Here is a 21,297-nt window from a genome sequence, read left to right on the forward strand (position 1 = left end):
CGCGCACGAAATGTCCTTGCAAAGAGGATTTGCATGAATGGCATTTTTCGAAGAAAGATGCGTTTTGGACGCAATAGTCGAAAGTTCTTCGAATGTCGGAACTCGATGCCATCGATCATGCCATTTTGAAAGCGCTGCAATCGAACGCGCGGATCACCAATGCCGATCTTGCAGCCAAGGTGGGGCTCTCCGCGTCGGCCTGTTCCAGGCGGCTCGACATCCTCGACCGCAGCGGCGTCATCCTCGGCTATCACGCGCATGTCTCGCCCAAGGCGCTCGACTACAAGATGATCGCCATCGTGCACATCTCGTTGTCCGGCCAGTTCGCGAAGACCTTGTCGGAATTCGAGACCGCCGTGAAGCGCTGTCCCAACGTGCTCGTCTGCTACCTGATGTCGGGCGAATACGACTATATCCTGCGCGTGGCCGCCCGCGACCTGGAGGACTATGAGCGCATCCATCGCGACTGGCTTTCGGCCCTGCCCCATGTCGTCAAGATCAACTCCAGCTTTGCCTTGCGCGAGGTGATGGACCGGCCCAATGTGGGCTTATGACGGAGGAGCGGAATCACTTGCCAGCGCGGGTGTTTCCGGAATACGGCCGAGGCCGGTGTGTTAAGAAGACGCTATGAGATCGAAGACCCGGGGCTATATTTTCGTTCTTCTGGCGATCACCATCTTTTCCATTCAGGACGGCATCTCGAAGCATCTGGGCGGCGCCTACCCGCCCGTTTTCGTGACGATGATCCGCTATTGGGCCTTTGGCCTCTTCACCATCCTTCTGGCCGCGAAGATGCGCGGCGGGATCGTCGCCACGGCGCGAACCAAGCGGCCGGTCCTGCAGGTGATCCGCGGGCTGCTTCTCGCCGCCCAGGTGGTTGTCGTGATCAGCTGCTTCGCGGTGATCGGGCTTGCGCACTCGCAGGCGATCTTCTCGGCGACGCCGATCCTGATTGCGCTGCTGGCCATGCCGCTGCTCGGCGAGCGGGTGGGCTGGCGGCGGTGGACGGCGATCGGGGCGGGGTTGGTCGGCGTGCTTCTGATCCTGAAGCCCGATAGCGGCTTCTTCGATGTCACGCTGCTGCTGGCTGTCCTCTCCTGTTTCCTCTTCGCTTTCTACGTCATCGCAACCCGGCTGGTCAGCCGCGACGATTCGTCGATGACGAGCTTTTTCTATACCGGTGTCGTTGGCGCCATCGCGATGACGCTGGTCGGGCCGTTCTACTGGACCTGGATGGCGCCGGCGGATTGGGTGTGGATGGCGCTCGTCTGCATGACCAGCATATCGAGCCACTATTTCCTGATCCGCGCCTATGACATGCTCGATGCCGCGGCCGTCCAGCCGCTCACCTATCTGCAGCTCGTCTATGCCTCGATTATCGGGGTGACGATTTACGGAGAGACGCTGAGCCTAAACACGATCATCGGCTCCGTCATCGTCGTCGCCTCCGGCATTTTCACGATCTGGCGCGAGCATGTCGTCGCCCGCCGGGAAGCAATGCGGAAGTAAAAATCGACCGTGCAATTTTAGCGAATTGTATAAATTCATTTCAATCTACGCGACGTATGCTGTCTCCAGTTCAATTTGGGAGACGCGTCATGCACAATCTCAACATTATTACCCGCAAGGCCGAACGCAAGTCGTGCCGGATCTTCGGCAAGGTTCGTTACCTGACCAAGGAAGTCGATGCGCGCATTCTCAACATGTCCATCTCGGGCATTGCGCTTGAAGTCCGCTCACCGCTGCATGCGGCATCCGGCAGCCGCGTGCAGATCCTCGCCGACGATCTCGGCGTTCTGCACGGCGTCATCCGCTGGAGCCACAATGGCCGCGTCGGCGTCCAGTTCGACCCGAACTCCAACGCCCGCGCGCAGGTGGCTTCCTACTTCCGGTTCTTCCACAAGGAAGTGAAGCCGGTTCTGGCGCGGTAGGCCGCGCCCAGCACGCATAAAGCGAAAAGCGATATTCCCCTGTCATTTACGGGGTTTACTCCTTCGAAAATCACCCTACTCTCGCCGCCGGGCGGGTGTCGCGTGATGTTTCGAAGGAGTTTTCATGTCTTCCAATCTTGATCTGTCATCCATGAGCCGTCGTTCTCTTCTCTCCGGCATCGCCGCCACATCAGCGCTCGTTCTGCTGCATCCATTCACCGCGCGTGCCGCCGCCAACCAGGCGCATCTCAGGCTGATGGAAACGACGGATATTCACGTCAACGTTTTCCCTTACGACTATTACGCCGACAAGCCGAACGACACGATGGGACTGGCGCGCACCGCGACGATCATCGACACGATCCGAGCTGAGGCGGCGAACTCGCTTTTGATCGACAATGGCGACGTTCTGCAGGGCAATCCGATGGGCGATTACATGGCCTATCAGCGCGGCTTGAGGGATGGCGACGTTCACCCCGTGATCAAGGCGATGAACACGCTCGGCTACACCGTCGGCACGCTGGGGAATCACGAGTTCAATTACGGGCTCGATTTCATGTTCAAGGTGCTTGGTGGTGCCAACTTCCCGTTCGTCTGCGCCAACCTGACCAAGGGCCAGCTCGCCTCCGATCCGAAAAACGACGAGCTTTTCTTCAAGCCCTACATCATCGTCGAAAAGATGATCAAGGACGGGGCGGGCAACGAGAGCCCGGTGAAGATCGGTTTCATCGGCTTCGTTCCGCCGCAGATCATGCTCTGGGACATCAAGAACCTCGAGGGCAAGGCTCAGACGCGCGATATCGTCGAAGCCGCCAAGGCCTGGGTTCCGGCCATGAAGGAAGCAGGCGCGGATATCGTCATCGCGCTCTCGCATTCAGGCATCGATGGCAGCGCGCCCACGGACAAGATGGAGAACGCCTCGCTACATCTGGCCGCCGTCGACGGCATCGACGCGATCTTTACCGGCCACCAGCACCTCGTCTTCCCCGGACCGAAGACCTGGGACGGCATTCAGAATGCCGATCCGGTCAAGGGAACGCTGCATGGCAAGCCTGCCGTCATGGCCGGCTTCTGGGGCTCGCATCTCGGCCTGATCGATCTGCTGCTCGAAAAGGACGGCAAGAGCTGGAAGATCGTCGACTTCACCTCCGAGGCGCGGCCGATCTATCACCGCGACGACAAGAAGAAGGTCGTGGCCGATGTCGCCGACAAAAAGGAAGTCGTTGACGCCGCAAAGGCGGAGCACGAGGCGACGCTCGCCTATGTCCGCACCCCCGTCGGCAAGACGTCGGCGCCGCTCTACTCCTATTTCGCACTGGTCGCCGACGATCCCTCCGTGCAGATCGTCAGCCAGGCGCAGACCTGGTACATCAAGCAGATGCTCGCCGACACCGAATACAAGGACCTGCCGGTGCTCTCGGCGGCGGCTCCCTTCAAGTCAGGCGGTCGTGGCGGCGCCGATTACTATACGGATGTTCCAGCCGGCGATCTCGCCATCAAGAACATCGCCGACCTCTATCTCTATCCCAACACCGTCCAGGCCGTCGTCATCACCGGCGAGCAGGTGAAGAACTGGCTGGAAATGTCGGCGGGGATGTTCAACGAGATCAAGGAAGGCACGAAGGACGCCGAGCTTTTGAACGCCGACTTCCCCTCCTACAATTTCGACGTGATCGACGGCGTCACCTACCAGATCGACCTGGCGCAGCCGCGCAAATACGACAATGACGGCAACGCGATCAATGCCGGGTCAAACCGCATCCAGAACCTTGCGTTCGACGGCAAGCCGATCGATCCGAGCCAGAAATTCGTGGTCGTGACCAACAATTACCGCGCCGGCGGTGGCGGCAAGTTCCCCGAGATCGCGGCCGACAAGGTCGTGTTCCAGGCGCCCGATACGAACCGCGACGTGATCGTGCGCTATGTGCACGAGCAGGGAACGATCAATCCCGCCGCCGACGGCAACTGGACCTTCAAGCCGGTGACGGGCGCGACTGCGACTTTCCAAAGCGGGCCGAAGGCGAAGCAGTTCATCGCCGACGTCAAGGGCGCGAAGATCGCGGATGCCGGCGAAGGAACGGATGGTTTCGCCAAGTTCCGGCTGGTTCTCTAAGACAGACTATAGGCGGGGCTAAGCGTCTCGCCTACTCCGCCGCGAGCGGCAGATCGGGAGCCTTGATCTCGTTCAGCGCCGCAGTGAAATCGGCGTGGTTCGGGCAGAACGACAGCTTCGAATGGAAAGCTTCGATCAGCCATGTGGCGGCCGGGCCCGGCGGGTTGGCAATGCGCCGTATCGCATAGATCGGATATTCGCCCTGCTCGTAAGCCGGCAGGTCGAGGTGGACGAGCGTGCCGTTGGCCAAATCCTCGCGAATGATCGACGCCGGCAGGCCGCCCCACCCCAGGCCGCCGCGGATCAGCGCATGCTTGGTGGCGATGTCGCTGACGCGCCAGGTCTTGTAGGACAAGACGTTGAAGTCGCGGCCCTTGGTCAGTCCTGAGGCGTCGGTGACGACGAGCTGCACCTCCTCGCGAACATCGCTAAGCGTCAGCGGCCTGTCGATATTGGCCAGCGGATGGGAACGCGCGGCGACCGGGATCATGAAGGAATGGCCGATCTTTTCGACGGCGATGGAATCGTCCTGCTTTAGCAGCGCGCCGCCGATGCCGATCGTGGCCTTGCCCGACAGGACGGCCTCCATGACCATGCCGAGTTCGCCAGCACTGAGATTGAGCGTGACGGAGGGGAAGCGATCGCGGAACTCCCGGAGCACGGCAACGACCGCCTGCGACGGCACCATGACGCTGATCGCCACATCGACCTCGGCCTCCAGCCCTTCCTTCAGGCTCTTCACCCTCGCCCGCATCACCTGCAGGTCGGTCATCAGCCGGCGCGCATCCTCGAGCATCGCCTTGCCTGCCTCGGTAAGCTTCGGCTGACGGGCGCCGGAGCGTTCGAACAGCTGCATTTCCAGCTGTGACTCGAGATTGGCGATGGTGTAGCTGACGACCGACTGAGCGCGATTGAGCACGCGCGAGGCGGCCGAGAAGCTGCCGGTCTCGGCAACGGTCAGGAAAACCTGCAGCTGGTCCAGTGTCGGGTTGGGCAACATTACATCCATCCAATCGATCGATAGTCTTGATCGACATTATCACAGTTTTTTCGATAGGCCGCTAGACCTATTTCTTCACTCGAAGACGCGGTTCGACCTTCCCCCGATCGCGCCGCAAACGCAAAGATCAAAGGATTATCAATCATGTCGTCCATTCTGCTCTTGACCTCCAGCCCGCGCGCTGAGTCGCTTTCGACCGATATCGCCGTAGACCTCGCTGGCAAGCTCCAGTCGCAGAAGGCCGGCAGTGTCGTCGTTCGCCGTGACCTCGCCGCGAACCCGCTAGCCCATATCAACGACCTCTTCACCGGCGCGATCCGCAAGCCGGCGGACGCCCGCACGGCCGAAGAAAACGAAGCCGCGAAGATCTCCGACGAGCTGGTCAACGAGCTGCTCGCAGCAGACACGATCGTCATCGGCACCGGCCTGATCAACTTCAACATCTACTCGTCGCTGAAGAGCTGGATCGACAACGTCGCCCGCGCCGGCCTGACCTTCAAGTACACCGAAAACGGCCCGGTTGGCCTTGCCACCGGCAAGAAGGTCTACGTCGTTCTCGCTTCCGGCGGCGTCTACTCGCAGGGTCCGGCTGCCGGCATGAACCATGCCGTACCTTACCTGAAGACCGTTCTCGGCTTCATGGGCATCACCGACGTCGAAACAATCTATGTCGAAGGCTTGGCCTTTGGTCCTGAAGCAGCCGAGAAGGCTGTCGGCGCTGCCAAGGCACGCGCGGAAGAACTCGCGCTCGCTGCCTAATTCAAAGGCTAGTCAGTTCAGGAAGACGGTCGGCTTGCCGGCCGTCTTTTTGTTTGCGGAGACCTACTGTTAGCCGGCGACCGTAAGGCCATGGACGCCGGTCTGGCCGAAGACGCAGTTTCGGCCGTTCTTCTTGGCGCAATAAAGCCGCTCATCCGCTGCCGACAAGACTGCGGTGAAGGCATCGCCGTCTTCGCTGGCCGTTGCAACGCCGATGCTGATCGTTACCGGCTTGCCATCGGGCGTGGCGACGCTGTTTTCGATCGTCCAGCGCAACCGCTCGGCGAGACGCAGCCCCTCGGCGTGATCGGTCAACGGGCAGATCGCCACGAATTCCTCGCCGCCGAAGCGGAAGACCCGATCGCCGGCGCGCAGGATTGAGCCCAGGCGCGCAGAGATCGCGCGCAGGACGTCGTCGCCTTGCAGGTGGCCGAACACGTCGTTGACGTTCTTGAAGTGGTCGGCGTCGAGGATCATTACTGTCGCGGACTGCCCCTGGCGCAGCGATTCGCGGATCATCACCGGCGCTTCGAGCTCCATCCGCGTACGGTCGTAAAGTCCGGTCAGCACGTCGCGACCGGTACGGCTCAGGAGATCGTTGTAGCGCTCGCGGAAGGTCAGGTCGCTGAAGATGTCGCCGATGGGACGCGCGCTCGATGTTGTCACGGCGCGGCCGATCCATTTCTCGTAGATCGCGAAGAGGACGGTGTAGATGCAGACGGCGAGCATCTTTGCCTTCCACCCACCCCAGAAGGCGGCAAGCGGGACGCCAACCGAATAGTGCAGCGCGCCGAAGAAGGCGATCTGGTCGAAGGTCAAAAGTACGAAGCCACAGATCATGAAGCGGACAACCGGCCGTTGCCGGAGATAGCGGCCGAGCCGCTCGTAGAGGAGGATGATGCCGATCGCGTCGAGATAGAGGATGGCCGTACCCCCGAGCATCAGCCAGCCCATTTCCTTCAGGAACTCGTCGCTGGGGAGAGCGCCCGATGTCAGCTCCAGCGGCGCGTGCCATTGCACGATCCAGGCGATCGCGACGGTCAAAAGGTTGCCGATGAAGAGCCCGTAGATCGGCTGGCGGACGACGGCGGCGTCTTCCTGAAGATAGAGCATCAGGATCATCATCAGCTTGCCGGTGAAAAACACCGATGATCCCGGCGACACGATGCCAAACGGCAATTCGACATAAAAGACCGCCGCGAGGTAGGTCTCCATGAAGTGCATGACGCCGAGTGCCGTCAGGAATATGCCGAGGCCGATGCGGGCGCGAAAATGCAGCAGAGTCACCATCAGCGTGAAGTAGCCGATGGCTTCGACAACGAAGAGGATGAGATTGACGTTTGCGATCAACGCCGCGACCTCCCGTCAAGGCGATGCGGCGGCTGTGCCGGCCCGATGACGCCACGCCATGCCATCTCGACCACTTTGTCGGCGGCATTGGAAACGAATGTGCGGCGGGCATTCTGAGGCACTGGATATTCCTGCGATGTCTGCTGAGCGCAGGATCGCCGCAATGTTTTAAAATAGCATGAGGGAATGGCGGCGCGACCGCTTAACATGCAAGGGCGCGCCGGCGTTCCGTGATCAGACCTGACGAACCTTGGCTCCGTCGCTGAACAGGGATGGTCCGTTCTGGTCGATGATCTGCTGCGCCTTGCGCACGGTGCATTCGATCGCATCGTCCGTCGACGAAAACATGTCGGCGCGGATGAAGTTGCGCACCAGCACCTCGTCGCCAACGGTCTTCTCGATACGGCCGGCCAGACGATACTGGCCGCCTTCCTTCATCGGTTCGGCATAGATCGTGCAATCGGCATAGGGCTGCGGATCGGAGGCTGCACTCGAAGACGCCGCACCCGGCTGCTTGGCGCCGCCCGAGAACATGGAGAAAATGCTGGAAAAAATCGAAGCCATGATACGCCTTTGTGATGAGGGCGGATGCCATCAGGGTTAAATAGGGCCGTTGCCCTAAAAGTTAAATGATGAGGTTCGCGAGGATCTCGTTTTCGGTGATGTCTTCGAAACTGATACCCGATGCCTCGAATTTCGCGAAGAGTGCCGCGAAGTTTTCCGGCGCCTTGGTTTCGATGCCGATGAGGACGGAACCGAAATTGCGGGCGGTCTTCTTCAGATATTCGAAGCGGGCAATATCGTCATCAGGGCCGAGCAGGTTGAGGAAGTCGCGGAGCGCGCCGGGGCGCTGCGGCAATCTCAGGATGAAATACTTCTTCAGGCCCGCGTAACGCATGGCCCTTTCCTTCACATCCGGAAGCCGCTCGAAATCGAAATTGCCGCCGGAGACGATCGCGACCACCGTCTTGCCGCGGATCGTTTCGGGATCCATCGTGGCGATTGCCGTCAGCGACAAAGCGCCTGCCGGTTCCAGCACCACGCCCTCGACGTTCAGCATCTCGTTGATCGTCACGCAGATGGCGTTCTCAGGCATCAGCATGACCTGATTGCTGGGGAAGCCTTTCAGCGCCGCGAAATTCAGGTCGCCGATGCGGGCAACCGCCGCGCCATCAACGAAATTGTCCACCTTGGAGAGCGTCACGACCTCACCAGCCTCGATGCTGCGCTTCAGGCTCGGCGCGCCCTGGGGCTCGACGAAGAAGAAGCCCGCACTCGGCACCGTGTCCTTGAGATAACCACTGATGCCGGCCGCCAGACCGCCGCCGCCGACAGGCATGACGACGAGGTCGGGCACCGTGCCCTCGGGCAGCTGCTGCATGATCTCGGAGGCCACCGTCGACTGGCCCTCGATGATATCCTCATGATCAAACGGCGGTACCATGACGCCGTCGATCATCTCGACGTGGTCGCGGGCTGCCTTGTAGCACTGGTCGAAGAAGTCACCGGTCAGCTTGATGGTGATGAATTCGCCGCCGAAGATGCGGGTCTTGTCGATCTTCTGCTGCGGTGTCGTCACCGGCATGAAAACCACGCCCGGAACGCCGAAATGGCGGCAGACGAATGCAAAGCCCTGCGCATGATTGCCGGCAGACGCGCAGACGAAGGTCTTGCCGGACGCGCCTTCCTCGATGCGCTTGCGGAAGAAATTGAAGGCGCCACGGATCTTGTAGGAGCGGACGGGCGACAGATCCTCGCGTTTCAGCCAGATATCCGCGCCGTAGCGAGCGGACAAATGCTCGTTGAGTTGCAGCGGCGTTGCCGGAAATAGGCTGCGCAGAGCCTCTTCGGCAGCTTCGACATTCTGTCTGGTCACGGTCTCAGTCCCTTGTTATTGCGCCCCACGCTATGCCATAGGCAGACCCTCGAAAGAAGCCCATTTTCAACCACAACGGTTCGGTAGAGCGCAGTGCCACGCGTTTTGGGAAAAGTACCGAAGTAACGTAGGCCGTGCCGCCGAGATAACGCAATCGTGCGGTGAAACCGCCCGGTGACATCAATATTGTGAGTTTTATGACAGCAGACAAATTCTCAAAGCCGCTCGCCTGGCTCCTCCTCGCCGCCATCATTTTCGTAACGGTCTCGCCGATCGGCCTTCGTCCCCATACGGTGACTTCAGTCAATGTCGACCGGGCGCTTGCCTATATGGTCGTAGGCCTCGCCTTCGCCGTGGCTTATCCCAAGCACTGGCTGACAGTGGCTTTGCTCCTGATCGCAGGCGCGGTCTTTATCGAATATCTGCAATATCTGTCGCCCACTCGCCACGCACGCTTTCACGACGCCGCAGTAAAAGCCGTGGGCGCCACGGCCGGCGTCGCTATCGGATCGCTGTTCAACAGGGTTCGAGCCGCCAAGGCGAATGCATCTTGACGCCTGCCCCGCGCACGCATGCCCTTGACTGAATCGCCGCAGTCGTTGAATGAGAAGCCTGCGCGGGCGTGGCGAAACTGGTAGACGCAAGAGACTTAAAATCTCTCGGCCTTTGGCTGTGCGGGTTCGATCCCCGCCGCCCGCACCAGGTGCCTGGTATTTACCCATAAATTGATGTGAGGACGACTCAGGCCGTTTCCGAGGGAAGCGGCTTTCGCAACCCTTTTATCATCGATGTCATATTGGTGAGGAAGTGTCTGAAGCGCGTCTTCATCTCCGCGATGAGCGCGCAGACAAGCGCTGTGAAGATCACGAGCGGTATGAAGGAACGGATGTCGAGAAGGCCTGCCTGCGCGATGTAGTAGGCCGCGATGACGATCACCGTCTGATGCGCGATATAATAGGTCATGATCGACTTGTTCAGGTACATGATGACCCGGTTCGGCCGGTTGGCGATCCTGCCCGCGAAGGCAAGCAGCGCAAGCAAGGCACTCCATTGGAAGGCCGAGCGGACGACCCTGATCGCGACCACGAGTGCATCCGGCCTCGCCTCCCGTGGGATGAACAGGAATACTGCCGTAAGCGCCGCCAGCGACAGCGTGGCGACGCAGAGGCTCATCCAGCGCTGGCGATCGATCTCCTGCCAGAAGCTCTGCTCGTTGGCGAGCAGCGTGCCCAGCATGAAAATCGTGAAATACACGGTGTGCGAATAGAGATCGGAATTGATGACCAGCGTCTCGCCGAAGACGGGATAGAGACAGAGCCTCAGGATCGACAGAAATGCGATCGGCGCCACGAACAAGCCCCTGCCCCGCAGCCGCGCCGCCAGGGACGCCGATAGGCCGGGCCAGCGCCGCGCGAGCTGCGGCTGGGCAACCGACCAGGCGATGACATAGATCCAGAGATAGGCCAGGAACCACATATGCTCAAGCTGAATCCCGGAGACGACATAGGTCTTCCAGAATTCCCAATAAGAGAGATCGGGGGTGAAGTTGTACGGCGAGAGATAGATCTGCGGCGGCACAACCACGAAAACGCCGAATACAAAGGGCAGAAGGAGCTGCCGCGTGCGGGTCGTGCGAATTTCAGCCACGGATCTCTTCTTGAGCAGCGATGCCGTGACCACGCCGGAAATGAAGAATAGCAGGCTCATCCGCCATGGATGCGACCCGATCGTGATCAGATCGATCAGCTTCGTGGTATCCGAAGCGTGGACCCACCAGCTCTTCGCTCCATAGACGAGGCTCGAATGGTAGATGATGAGCGTGCCAAAGCAAAACACACGCAACGCATCAAGATCGTGACGTCGTCCATCTGGTCTGTCGCCCACCATATATCCCGCCCTCAGCCCCGGGGACATACAACCATAAGGGAATTTAACAGACGTTAATTTAACCGGCTTGATTGAATATGTTTATCGCAATATTTCAAGCCTTGGCGGAATTCGCCAGATAGTCCGATACAGCCTTCCGCAGCATCGCCGCGTCCTCTGAAGACATTTCACTCGGCCGGAACGTCACGTTCAGAACGTCGTTTCCGGAAAAATAGTTGTAGAACATCAGAGCCGAGAGATAGCTGCCGTAGATCGAAGGGTGGTTGCAATCATAGTAGAGATTGAAATCCTTCGGCTGGCTTTGAAGCGCTTCCCAGATCATGCCGACATTGACGAGCGCGACGCCGGTCAGCGCGGCGAGACGGGCATGCTGCCGCTGGATGTTGAGGTGCATGTCGGCATAACCCATTGGTGAGTAATCGCCGGCCGTCTTCGGCATGCCGGCATCCTTGATGCACTGATCAGTATAGCGCCAGGTGACGAACATGACCGGCACGTCGCCTTTCGCTTGGACCTCCCGGATCAGGTTCTCGGCATCATCCCATGCCGGGCCGGATTGCCGCGCGCTATACTGGTCGCTGCTCAGCACCTGCAGCACGACTTGATCCCAGCGTCGGGAAAGGAGCGCCTGGGTTTTTTCGCTCTTGATGTGATAGCCGAGGCTGACGCCCGGTTCCGCATCCATCACGATGCGCAGCCTCTTGGAATAGCCGGCGGAATCGGCGATGGCACGCACCATTTGGGGCATATTGTTATAGAAGGTGCGGCTGTTGCCGATGAACAAGGCGGTCTGCTCGGGCCTCTTGTCGAAATAATCCCGGACGTATTGCACGCCCCCATTGACGTATCCATTGAACGGCGGGAGGAAAAACATGCAGACGAGCAAGATCGTCAGCAATGCGCTTATTCGTATCAGCCGCAACACCTTGGAATCCCATGCTATTCAACAGGTGCTGACATAAGTATCAGCAAAGACGTAAAGGATGGGTTGCTCGAACAGCGAAGAATCGAAGCATGTACCCCGTCAAAGGCAGCAACGAGCCCACATCGGCATCCAGCAGCGGACGAGTGGAGCAACGCCGACCTGCGCACCGCTCGAAGAATAGCCGAAGACAAAACGAGCGGCTGCGATGCATTTATGAGACATCGCTTAATTAATTAGTAATATCTCTTTCTTGCAACGTTAGAATGTGTTTGTATGCCCGCCGTCAGCAAAGCTACGGCTTTAGGGCGTGTATTTGTAAAGCTTGTCTTGTGGTGGGAGTAAGACGATGGTTTACGATTGGGATGGCGCCAGAACACGGCGCCTGAGACTGTTTAGAACAGGCACGGCATTCTTGATTGCACTGGCGGTATTTGGGGTACCGCTGTTCGTTTACACGGCAAAATTCCACGGATTTTACGGCTAGACGATCGCGGAAATCAGCAGCGACGACTTCGATTTTATGACGGCGTTTCGACGCCACACATGAAAAGGCGCGGCCCGAGGCCGCCCCTTCACTGTTTCAAGGTGCCTTGGCTCAGGCGAGCTTTGCCGCAAGCTTGGCAACATGCGCGCCCTGGAACTTGGCGGCGTCGAGCTCGATTGCCGACGGCTGACGCGAACCATCGCCATCGGTAATCGTGGACGCACCGTAAGGCGAGCCGCCCTTGATCTCGTCAACACCCATCTGTCCCTGGAAGGCATAAGGAAGTCCGGCAACGACCATGCCCTGGTGAAGGAAGGTCGGGATGAAGCCGAGGATGGTGGATTCCTGGCCGCCGTGCTGCGTGGCGGACGAGGTGAATACCGAGCCGATCTTGCCCACGAGCTTGCCGGCAAACCACAGGCCGCCCGTCTGGTCCCAGAAGTTGCGCATCTGCGATGCAACGGTGCCGAAGCGGGTGCCTGCGCCAACGATGATCGCGTCGTATTCTGCGAGTTCCTCCACGGTGGCGACCGGTGCCTGCTGGTCCAGCTTGAAATGCGATGCCTTGGCGACCTCTTCCGGCACCAGTTCCGGTACACGCTTGACGGTCACGTCGGCGCCCGCGGATTTCGCGCCTTCGGCAACGGCGTATGCCATCGTCTCGATGTGGCCGTACGACGAATAGTAGAGAACCAGAACCTTAGCCATCTTGGAAGTTTCCTCTTTCTGGGTTGCGGCGGGTGCTTGCGTTGGCGCACCGACCAAAATCCGTTTGATGAATTCGCGTATCATAAAGAATGCCTCGCAACGCTATCGTGCGTATGACCAATAGCTAGCGCATGCACTTGGTGGCGGCCAGCCGCGCTGCGGGAGACGGACTGTTCAATCTTATCGCACGTTTTTGGCTTGCGTTCACATTTCCGTATTGGTGGGCACGGGCTTCCCGTCCGCTCTATTTGGTATAAGTTCGACGACAAAGACTGAGTGAAGACAGAGACCTACCATGACCCAACAGATTGTGACCGCAGCCATTCTGGCAATCGGCGACGAGCTTTTATCCGGCCGCACCAAGGACAAGAACATCGGCCATCTCGCCGATATGCTGCTGCTTGCAGGCATCGACCTCAAGGAAGTCCGCATCGTCGCTGACGAAGAGGACGCGATCGTCGAGGCGCTGAACGCGCTGAGGACGAAATACGACTACGTCTTCACCTCGGGCGGTATCGGGCCGACCCATGACGACATCACGGCCGACGCCGTCTCCAAGGCCTTCGGCGTTGCCTGCCATCATGACGAGAAGGCGATGGCGCTACTCGGCGATATGTACAAGCGCCGCGAGATGGAGTTCACCGAAGCCCGCCAGCGGATGGCACGCATGCCTGTCGGCGCCACCCACATTCCCAACCCCGTTTCCACCGCGCCGGGTTTCGTCATTGGCAACGTCTATGTGATGGCCGGCGTGCCGCAGGTGTTTCAGGCGATGGTCGACGCGGTGATCCCGACGCTCAGAACCGGAACGCCGGTGCTGTCGCTGGCGATCTCGTGCCCTTATGGCGAAGGCGATATCGGCACGCCGCTCGCGGCCATCCAGAAGGCGCATCCGGAAACCAGCATCGGCTCCTATCCGCGCTATGTCGGCCAAAAATTTTCCACCGAGATCGTCGTTCGTGGTCGCTCGCAGGCGGTGATCGATGCCGCCGGCGCGGATGTCGCGGCGATGATCGAAGGCATTCGCCGCGAGCGGGATATCCTGGAAAACCATTCGGCAGAGGCCTAATCTCTTTCGAGACCGGCCTATGACCCTTGATCTCGGTCAAGGAAACAAATGCCGGGCAAGCGCATTGCTTCTCTTACGGACTTTTTCATCCGAGCAAGGAGATACACATGTCTTACAAAACCATTCTTGCGATACTCGATACTTCAGACAATTGCGTTGCAGTCGCCGATCTCGCCTTCGCGCTGGCTGCGGAACACGGTGCCCATATGATCGGGCTTCATGCGGAAACGATCGCCGTCGTTCCACTCGTGGCGCCGATGGAGATCCCGGATCCTGTCGCCGTGCAGGCGCTGCAGGACATGGCGCATAGCGAAAGGGTCAAGATCGAGACGATCGTTCGCCGCAAGGCTGAAGTGGAAGGCGTCTCTTTCGAGTGGCGCAGCTTTGCTTCCTCGACCGGCTATGGTTCGGCACCGTTGATCGAAAGCGCCCGTAGCGCCGATCTCTTGATCGCCTCGCAGGCCGATCCGGCACGGCCGTCGGACAGTCACGTCGATGTCGACAATTTCCTGCTCGAAAGCGGACGGCCGGTCCTGATGATCCCCTTCATCATCCGCCAGCCGAAGCCGATCAAGCGGGTGCTCGTCGCCTGGAACGGCTCGAAGGAAGCCGCGCGCGCGACCTTCGACGCCCTGCCCTTCCTGAAGGCCGCCGACGAGGTTGAGATCTTCTCGGTCGATCCAGTCGACAACGCACTGCAATCGGCGGCGGTCGCGGGTGCGGAAATCGCCGCAACGCTCGCCCGCCACGGCGTCAACGTCACCCTCGCAACGGCGACGACCACGGACAAGAGCACGTCGGCCGTTATCGAGAACCGGCTTTCCGACAGCAGCATCGATCTGTTGGTGATGGGCGCCTACACGCATTCGAGGCTCTGGCAGATGATCTTCGGCGGCACGACGAAGACACTGCTGCATTCGATGACGGCGATGACGCTGCTTTCGCGCTAGCGGCCGCGATCAGCGAGGGCTTGCGTTTTGCGGCCAAATTCCGCTAATTGCCACGACCGACGACGAGCTCCGGCTTCGGTCCTTCCATCGCGCAGTCTCGGCTGCGCGATTTGCGTTTGACCCGAGTGAACGGAAGAGCGTCCGGCCGCCGGCAAACGGCGTGTCATCATCCATGCCTCGGAGCGAGCCAATGTCCCTTCCCGATAAAGCCTTTCCCGTTTCCTGGGATCAATTTCACCGCGACGCACGCGCGCTGGCCTGGCGTCTCGCCGGTCTCAACCGTGATTTCAAGGCGATCGTGTGCATCACCCGCGGCGGCCTCGTGCCGGCTGCCATCATTTCGCGCGAGCTGAACATCCGTCTGATCGAGACGGTTTGTGTCGCGTCCTACCACGACTACGTGAACCAGGGCGAGATGATGCTCCTCAAGGGGATCGCGGCCGAACTGCTTGAAGATGGTGGTGAAAGCGTGCTTGTCGTCGATGATCTGACGGATACCGGCAAGACAGCCTCCGAAGTCCGCACCCTGCTTCCGAAGGCACACTTCGCCTGCGTCTATGCAAAACCACAGGGTGTGCCGACCATCGATACTTTCGTTACCGAGGTGAGCCAGGATACCTGGATCTACTTCCCGTGGGATATGGGTTTCAGCTATCAGGAGCCAATCTCCAAGGGCAGCAAGGGCTGATTTTCCAGGCTCTTAGCAGACAAAGACGGAAGCAACTTTAAATTGCTCCAATCTTTGTTTACTAACATAATCAAATTCGCTGTCCGCCCCTCGCCGTCCGCCGTATGATCATATGGCATCAGGCGGCAGGGCGCGGCAGGGTGTTTGGGTAGAGGGCGGTCGCTAGCGCGACACTGGAACGACCATGCAGCGTTGGCGGTTTATCGGCTTGATCGCGGCCTTCGGGCTGTGCTTGAACGTGCATCCGCGCGCGGTGTCGGCCGAACCCGCCTATATCTCCGTCGTGCGCGAATATGTGGATACACTCGTCAAGCCGATGATCAACAAGCCGAACGTTCTGGCCGCGATCAAGGCGCAGAACAGGAAGTTCGGCGATATCAGCCCGATGGATATCCAGGTGCTCGACAACAGCTACCGCTCGGAGATCAAGAGCGGGCAATGGCAGATGGTCACCCGCCTCCTCAACAATCCGGTCTCGCGATACCTCAAAGCCAAGCAGGATGATTTGCAAGGAACGATTGTGGAAATATTCGTGACCGACCGGAACGGACTGAATGTCGCACAGAGCGTCCCCACCAACGACTACTGGCAAGGCGACGAAAACAAGTTCCTGAAGACCTTCGCCAGAGACTCCGACGAGGTCTTCATCGATCGCGCCAGCCGCGACGATGCCACGCAATTGCTGGAAACGCAGGCAAGTTTCACTGTTCGCGACGAGCGTGGACAGGCGATCGGAAGCGCCACCGTGACGATCGCCATCGACGCACTTTAGCGCCTTGTTCGGCCTTGCGAATCACAAGGCTCATTTGCGCTCGAAAAGCCACCGCCAAATGACAAAATATGGCGAAATTTATCCGGCTTTGGCATTTCCCTTGCGCATCCCGCAGCAAGCCATTGAAATTCTTGCCCAACTGGTTTTTCCCCAGTCTCCACAGCCCACTCCACAATATCTTGTGGTGAACACTTCGTTAAGAACAAGCCCTTGACGGAATCGCCTCTTTTCAACTTAATGAACTTCGATGTTGCGACGGCAGCTGAACCGGGCATGACGAGGCCGGTTCTCAACAGAAATCGAGCATTGAATCAGGGCGTTGATCCATGAGGGGTGAGCCGCCATGAGTATGTTCTGCGCGATTTTTGCCACCTGAAAAAGCGACATCCGGGGCTGGCGGAAAAAGGCTGTTAATACTATATTTAGTGATTGCAGCCACCATCACCACAAGATACAGGACGACCCATCTCCGGATGACACTCCTGTGACGATACGGAAACGAGAACTGGCTGCGCTCCTTACGGCGCCGCCGGAGGTGGAAACTTGCGCCTTGGTCAACGGGGACGGGGCGCGCGAGCTAGAGGTTAAGGCAAATGCGCATAGAACGCCGATTTACGAAGGCAGATCAGGGCGCTTACGCGGCTATCGAATTCCGCAAGGCAACCAGCGAGATCAAGAACCCTGACGGGTCGATCGTATTCCGCCTCGAGAACATCGATGTTCCCGCGCAGTTTTCGCAGGTCGCTGCCGACATTCTGGCGCAGAAGTATTTCCGCAAGGCCGGCGTCCCTGCCCGCCTCAAGAAGGTCGAGGAAAACGACGTTCCTTCCTTCCTGTGGCGCTCGGTTGCCGATGAGGCCGCTTTGAAGGACCTCCCCAAGGATCAGCAGTACGGTTCTGAAACCGATGCGCGCCAGGTCTTCGACCGTCTGGCCGGCACCTGGACCTACTGGGGCTGGAAGGGTGGCTATTTCTCTTCCGAAGAAGACGCGGCCGCCTTCCGCGACGAACTTGCATACATGCTCGCGACGCAGCGCGTCGCCCCGAACTCGCCGCAGTGGTTCAACACCGGCATGCACTGGGCCTATGGCATCGACGGCCCCGGCCAGGGCCACTTCTATGTGGACCCCTTCACCGGCAAGCTGACGAAGTCGAAGTCTGCCTATGAGCATCCGCAGCCGCACGCCTGCTTCATCCAGTCCGTCGAAGACGATCTCGTCAACGAAGGCGGCATCATGGACCTGTGGGTTCGCGAAGCCCGCCTCTTCAAGTACGGCTCCGGCACCGGCTCCAACTTCTCCTATCTGCGCGGCGAAGGCGAACGCCTTTCCGGCGGCGGCCGTTCCTCCGGCCTGATGAGCTTTCTTAAGATCGGCGACCGCGCTGCCGGCGCCATCAAGTCTGGCGGCACGACGCGTCGCGCGGCCAAGATGGTCGTGGTCGATATCGACCATCCGGATATCGAGGAATACATCAACTGGAAGGTCAAGGAAGAGCAGAAGGTTGCTGCCCTCGTCACCGGTTCCAAGATCGTCAATCGCCACCTGAAGGCGATCATGAAGGCCTGCGTCAATTGCGACGGCGACAATGACGATTGCTATGACCCGAACAAGAACCCTGCCCTGAAGCGCGAAGTGCGCGCTGCCAAGAAGGACCAGGTTCCGGAGAACTACATCGGCCGCGTCATCCAGTTCGCTCGCCAGGGCTACAAGGACCTCGAGTTCAAGACCTACGACACCGACTGGGATTCGGAAGCCTACCTCACGGTTTCGGGCCAGAACTCGAACAACTCGGTCTCGATCAAGGACGACTTCCTGCGCGCAGTCGAAAACGATGGCGACTGGAACCTGACCGCCCGCAAGGACGGCAAGGTCATGAAGACTCTGAAGGCACGCGACCTGTGGGAATCGATCTCCTATGCCGCATGGGCCTCCGCCGATCCGGGCCTGCACTTCAACACGACGATGAACGACTGGCACACCAGCCCGGCCGCCGGCCCGATCCGCGCGTCGAACCCGTGCTCGGAATACATGTTCCTCGACGACACGGCCTGCAACCTTGCCTCGCTGAACCTCATCCAGTTCAAGGATGCGGCCACCAAGCGCATCAACATCGCTGATTACGAACACGCCGTTCGCCTGTGGACGATCGTGCTTGAAGTCTCCGTGATGATGGCGCAGTTCCCATCAAAGCAGATTGCCGAGCGCTCCTACGAGTACCGCACGATCGGCCTCGGCTACGCCAACATCGGCGGCTTGCTGATGTCGTCGGGCATCCCCTACGACAGCGACGAAGCCCGCGCCATCGCAGGCTCGCTGACTGCCATCATGACCGGTATCTCCTACGCCACTTCGGCCGAGATCTCGTCTGAACTCGGACCTTTCCCGATGTTCAAGCCGAACCGCGAAGCCATGCTGCGGGTCATCCGCAACCATCGCCGCGCCGCTTACGGCGAGACGTCGGGCTATGAAGGCCTGTCGATCAACCCGGTCGCTCTCATCCACTCCGAGAACCCGGACCAGGATCTGGCGGCTCACGCCAAGAGCGCCTGGGACAAGGCTCTCGAGCTCGGCGAAAAGCACGGCTACCGCAACGCCCAGGCAACCGTCATCGCGCCGACAGGCACGATCGGCCTCGTCATGGATTGCGACACGACCGGCATCGAGCCTGACTTCGCGCTGGTGAAATTCAAGAAGCTCGCCGGCGGCGGCTACTTCAAGATCATCAACCGCGCCGTTCCGGAAGCGCTCCGCACGCTTGGCTACTCCGAGAGCCAGATCGCCGAGATCGAAGCTTACGCTGTCGGTCACGGCAACCTGAACCAGGCACCGGCGATCAACCCCGGCTCGCTGAAGGCCAAGGGCTTCACCGACGAGAAGATCGAAGCGCTGAACGGCGCGCTGAAGTCGGCCTTTGACATCAAGTTCGTCTTCAACCAGTGGACGCTCGGCACCGACTTCCTGAAGGGCACGCTGAAGGTTTCCGACGAACAGCTCGGCGACATGAGCTTCAACCTGCTCGAGCACATCGGCTTCTCGAAGAAGGACATCGAGGCTGCCAACGTTCACGTCTGCGGCGCGATGACGCTGGAAGGCGCACCGTTCCTGAAGAACGAACACCTCGCCGTCTTCGATTGCGCCAATCCGTGCGGCAAGATCGGCAAGCGTTACCTCTCGGTCGACAGCCACATCCGCATGATGGCTGCCGCCCAGCCGTTCATCTCGGGTGCGATCTCCAAGACGATCAACATGCCGAACGACGCGACGGTCGAGGATTGCAAGAGCGCCTACATGCTCTCCTGGAAGCTCGGCCTGAAGGCGAACGCTCTCTATCGCGACGGCTCCAAGCTGTCGCAGCCGCTGAACGCCTCGCTGATCGAAGACGAAAGCGATGAGGACGCACTGGACGATCTGCTGCAGCAGCCGGTCGCCGCCCAGGCCGTCACCATCACCGAAAAGATCATCGAGCGTGTGGTCGAGCGCGTGACCCGCGAACGCGAGAAGCTGCCGAACCGCCGCCAGGGCTACACCCAGAAGGCTGCCGTCGGCGGACACAAGGTGTACCTGCGCACTGGCGAATTCGGTGACGGTCGCCTTGGTGAGATCTTCATCGACATGCACAAGGAAGGTGCTGCCTTCCGTGCGATGATGAACAACTTCGCCATCGCCATCTCGCTCGGTCTGCAGTACGGCGTGCCGCTCGAAGAATATGTGGAGGCCTTCACCTTCACCAAATTCGAGCCGGCCGGCATGGTCATCGGCAACGACGCTATCAAGAACGCCACGTCGATCCTCGACTACGTGTTCCGCGAACTGGCCGTCTCCTACCTCGGCCGCCACGATCTGGCACATGTCGATACGTCGGACTTCTCGAACACGGCACTCGGCAAGGGCATCCAGGAAGGCAAGACGAACCTCGTCTCGACCGGCTGGACCCGCGGCTACAAGCCGACGATCGTTTCGAACAGCGAACGCCAGGCTTCCGGCGAGCCGAAGGGCTCGGCAACGGCTGCCCCTGCCCGCGCCTCGTCCGGTGCGACTGTGACGTCGTTTGCAGGCGCCGCCGCCCGCAAGATCGAGCCGACGACCGCCATCTCGACCTCCGAAATCGTCGCCTTCAAGCGCGATTACGAAGAGCGCGCCAAGGAATTGGCCGAAGAGATCGCCGAGGAAGTGCTGGAAGAAGTCACGACCGAGAACCAGCAGCAGGCAACTGCCCTGTTCTCCGACAAGGCAGCGGCTGACGCCGCATCGGCCAAGACGGAAGCCAAGAAGATCGAATCCGAGCGCCGCGCCCGGTCGATCATGCAGGGCTACACCGGCAACATTTGCTCGGAATGCCAGAACTTCACGATGGTGCGCAACGGCACTTGCGAGAAGTGCGACACTTGCGGCGCGACCAGCGGCTGCAGCTGATCGGCTTTAGAGAACGCTAATTGTAACGCGCACCACTGAGCGGTCAGAAAAGGAAGGAAAAGGGACATTCTGCATCCAATGGCTGCCAACTCGATGACCTTACGTCGGAGCACAACCAAGCAAGAGTTTCTCGACGACCTCCGCCGCTGACAGCAGGCGCAAAAAGATAGAAAGTCCCAGGCGCGATGCACCTGGGACTTTCTCAAGTAAGAACTGAATGAAAACCGCTTGGGCCGCGGATTTTATAGCCCTCGAAAGACTACGAAGGTCGATCGAAACAGTATTGACTTTGATAGTCTGGGCCACGCGATACGCGTAGGCACTATATACTTTATTGACTCAGAAGATAATCTTCGCATCATTGAAAATA

At 59.6% G+C, this 21,297-nt stretch carries 18 protein-coding genes and 1 tRNA gene; 12 read left to right on the forward strand and 7 right to left on the reverse strand.

Translation table 11 applies throughout. The features are described from left to right. The first annotated feature begins 92 nt into the window (after nucleotides 1-92). From ACCD05_RS01275 to ACCD05_RS01290, 4 genes are all read left to right on the forward strand, one after another. Nucleotides 93-554: an Lrp/AsnC family transcriptional regulator gene (locus ACCD05_RS01275; RefSeq protein WP_112425295.1), complete on the forward strand. Its 462-nt coding sequence runs from the start codon at nucleotides 93-95 to the stop codon at nucleotides 552-554. A gap of 73 nt (nucleotides 555-627) precedes the next feature. Beyond that, on the forward strand, nucleotides 628-1,509 hold the full coding sequence (locus ACCD05_RS01280; protein ID WP_413390690.1) for a DMT family transporter: 882 nt from the start codon (nucleotides 628-630) through the stop codon (nucleotides 1,507-1,509). Nucleotides 1,510-1,598: 89 nt separating this feature from the next. Then, on the forward strand, nucleotides 1,599-1,931 hold the full coding sequence (locus ACCD05_RS01285; RefSeq protein ID WP_047510102.1) for a PilZ domain-containing protein: 333 nt from the start codon (nucleotides 1,599-1,601) through the stop codon (nucleotides 1,929-1,931). A 124-nt stretch (nucleotides 1,932-2,055) separates the two neighbouring features. Further along, nucleotides 2,056-4,044, forward strand: a complete 1,989-nt coding sequence (locus ACCD05_RS01290; protein WP_413390692.1) for a bifunctional 2',3'-cyclic-nucleotide 2'-phosphodiesterase/3'-nucleotidase — start codon at nucleotides 2,056-2,058, stop codon at nucleotides 4,042-4,044. Nucleotides 4,045-4,075: 31 nt separating this feature from the next. Here the strand turns inward: ACCD05_RS01290 and ACCD05_RS01295 are convergent, their stop codons facing one another. Beyond that, the gene (locus ACCD05_RS01295) at nucleotides 4,076-5,044 is read right to left on the reverse strand and encodes a LysR family transcriptional regulator (RefSeq protein ID WP_413390694.1); all 969 of its coding nucleotides are present in this window, start codon (nucleotides 5,042-5,044) and stop codon (nucleotides 4,076-4,078) included. 144 nt (nucleotides 5,045-5,188) lie between these two features. Here ACCD05_RS01295 and ACCD05_RS01300 point away from each other — a divergent pair, with 144 nt between their 5' ends. After that, entirely contained in the window at nucleotides 5,189-5,803 is a 615-nt protein-coding gene (locus tag ACCD05_RS01300; protein ID WP_018900127.1) for an FMN-dependent NADH-azoreductase, read from the forward strand. Between the two features lie 69 nt (nucleotides 5,804-5,872). Here ACCD05_RS01300 and ACCD05_RS01305 read toward each other — a convergent pair whose 3' ends face one another. From ACCD05_RS01305 to ilvA, 3 genes are all read right to left on the reverse strand, one after another. Further along, entirely contained in the window at nucleotides 5,873-7,093 is a 1,221-nt protein-coding gene (locus ACCD05_RS01305) for a diguanylate cyclase (RefSeq protein ID WP_413391056.1), read from the reverse strand. 294 nt (nucleotides 7,094-7,387) lie between these two features. After that, entirely contained in the window at nucleotides 7,388-7,717 is a 330-nt protein-coding gene (locus tag ACCD05_RS01310) for an HlyU family transcriptional regulator (RefSeq protein ID WP_047510094.1), read from the reverse strand. A gap of 61 nt (nucleotides 7,718-7,778) precedes the next feature. Beyond that, nucleotides 7,779-9,029 (reverse strand): threonine ammonia-lyase, encoded by a 1,251-nt coding sequence (gene ilvA, locus ACCD05_RS01315; protein ID WP_413390697.1) that lies wholly within the window; start codon nucleotides 9,027-9,029, stop codon nucleotides 7,779-7,781. A 197-nt stretch (nucleotides 9,030-9,226) separates the two neighbouring features. Here ilvA and ACCD05_RS01320 point away from each other — a divergent pair, with 197 nt between their 5' ends. Continuing rightward, the gene (locus ACCD05_RS01320; protein WP_413391058.1) at nucleotides 9,227-9,583 is read left to right on the forward strand and encodes a VanZ family protein; all 357 of its coding nucleotides are present in this window, start codon (nucleotides 9,227-9,229) and stop codon (nucleotides 9,581-9,583) included. Between the two features lie 62 nt (nucleotides 9,584-9,645). Further along, a tRNA-Leu gene (locus ACCD05_RS01325) sits at nucleotides 9,646-9,731 on the forward strand. A gap of 39 nt (nucleotides 9,732-9,770) precedes the next feature. Here the strand turns inward: ACCD05_RS01325 and ACCD05_RS01330 are convergent. The 3 genes from ACCD05_RS01330 to wrbA all read right to left on the reverse strand — a co-directional run bounded on the left by ACCD05_RS01330 (nucleotide 9,771) and on the right by wrbA (nucleotide 13,033). Next, the gene (locus ACCD05_RS01330) at nucleotides 9,771-10,913 is read right to left on the reverse strand and encodes an acyltransferase family protein (RefSeq protein ID WP_413390699.1); all 1,143 of its coding nucleotides are present in this window, start codon (nucleotides 10,911-10,913) and stop codon (nucleotides 9,771-9,773) included. 97 nt (nucleotides 10,914-11,010) lie between these two features. After that, nucleotides 11,011-11,814 (reverse strand): DUF4886 domain-containing protein, encoded by an 804-nt coding sequence (locus ACCD05_RS01335; RefSeq protein ID WP_209233261.1) that lies wholly within the window; start codon nucleotides 11,812-11,814, stop codon nucleotides 11,011-11,013. 622 nt (nucleotides 11,815-12,436) lie between these two features. Then, entirely contained in the window at nucleotides 12,437-13,033 is a 597-nt protein-coding gene (wrbA, locus tag ACCD05_RS01340) for an NAD(P)H:quinone oxidoreductase type IV (RefSeq protein ID WP_413390702.1), read from the reverse strand. A 295-nt stretch (nucleotides 13,034-13,328) separates the two neighbouring features. On the opposite strand from wrbA, the gene ACCD05_RS01345 reads away from it, so the two are divergent. From ACCD05_RS01345 to ACCD05_RS01365, 5 genes are all read left to right on the forward strand, one after another. Next, complete coding sequence (locus tag ACCD05_RS01345) at nucleotides 13,329-14,102, forward strand: competence/damage-inducible protein A (protein ID WP_413390704.1); 774 nt, start codon at nucleotides 13,329-13,331, stop codon at nucleotides 14,100-14,102. Between the two features lie 107 nt (nucleotides 14,103-14,209). Then, nucleotides 14,210-15,052 carry a universal stress protein gene (locus ACCD05_RS01350; RefSeq protein ID WP_413390706.1) on the forward strand — a complete coding sequence of 281 codons (843 nt, stop codon included), beginning with the start codon at nucleotides 14,210-14,212 and terminating at the stop codon, nucleotides 15,050-15,052. 190 nt (nucleotides 15,053-15,242) lie between these two features. After that, nucleotides 15,243-15,740, forward strand: coding sequence for a xanthine phosphoribosyltransferase (gene gpt / locus ACCD05_RS01355; RefSeq protein WP_047510080.1), 498 nt, complete (start codon nucleotides 15,243-15,245; stop codon nucleotides 15,738-15,740). 184 nt (nucleotides 15,741-15,924) lie between these two features. Further along, nucleotides 15,925-16,512 (forward strand): hypothetical protein, encoded by a 588-nt coding sequence (locus ACCD05_RS01360; RefSeq protein ID WP_413390708.1) that lies wholly within the window; start codon nucleotides 15,925-15,927, stop codon nucleotides 16,510-16,512. Nucleotides 16,513-17,105: 593 nt separating this feature from the next. Continuing rightward, nucleotides 17,106-20,927 carry a vitamin B12-dependent ribonucleotide reductase gene (locus ACCD05_RS01365; protein ID WP_413390710.1) on the forward strand — a complete coding sequence of 1,274 codons (3,822 nt, stop codon included), beginning with the start codon at nucleotides 17,106-17,108 and terminating at the stop codon, nucleotides 20,925-20,927. The last annotated feature ends 370 nt before the right edge of the window (nucleotides 20,928-21,297 follow it).

Source organism: Rhizobium sp. Rhizsp42 (assembly GCF_047304155.1).
In the GTDB taxonomy this organism is placed as follows: domain Bacteria; phylum Pseudomonadota; class Alphaproteobacteria; order Rhizobiales; family Rhizobiaceae; genus Rhizobium.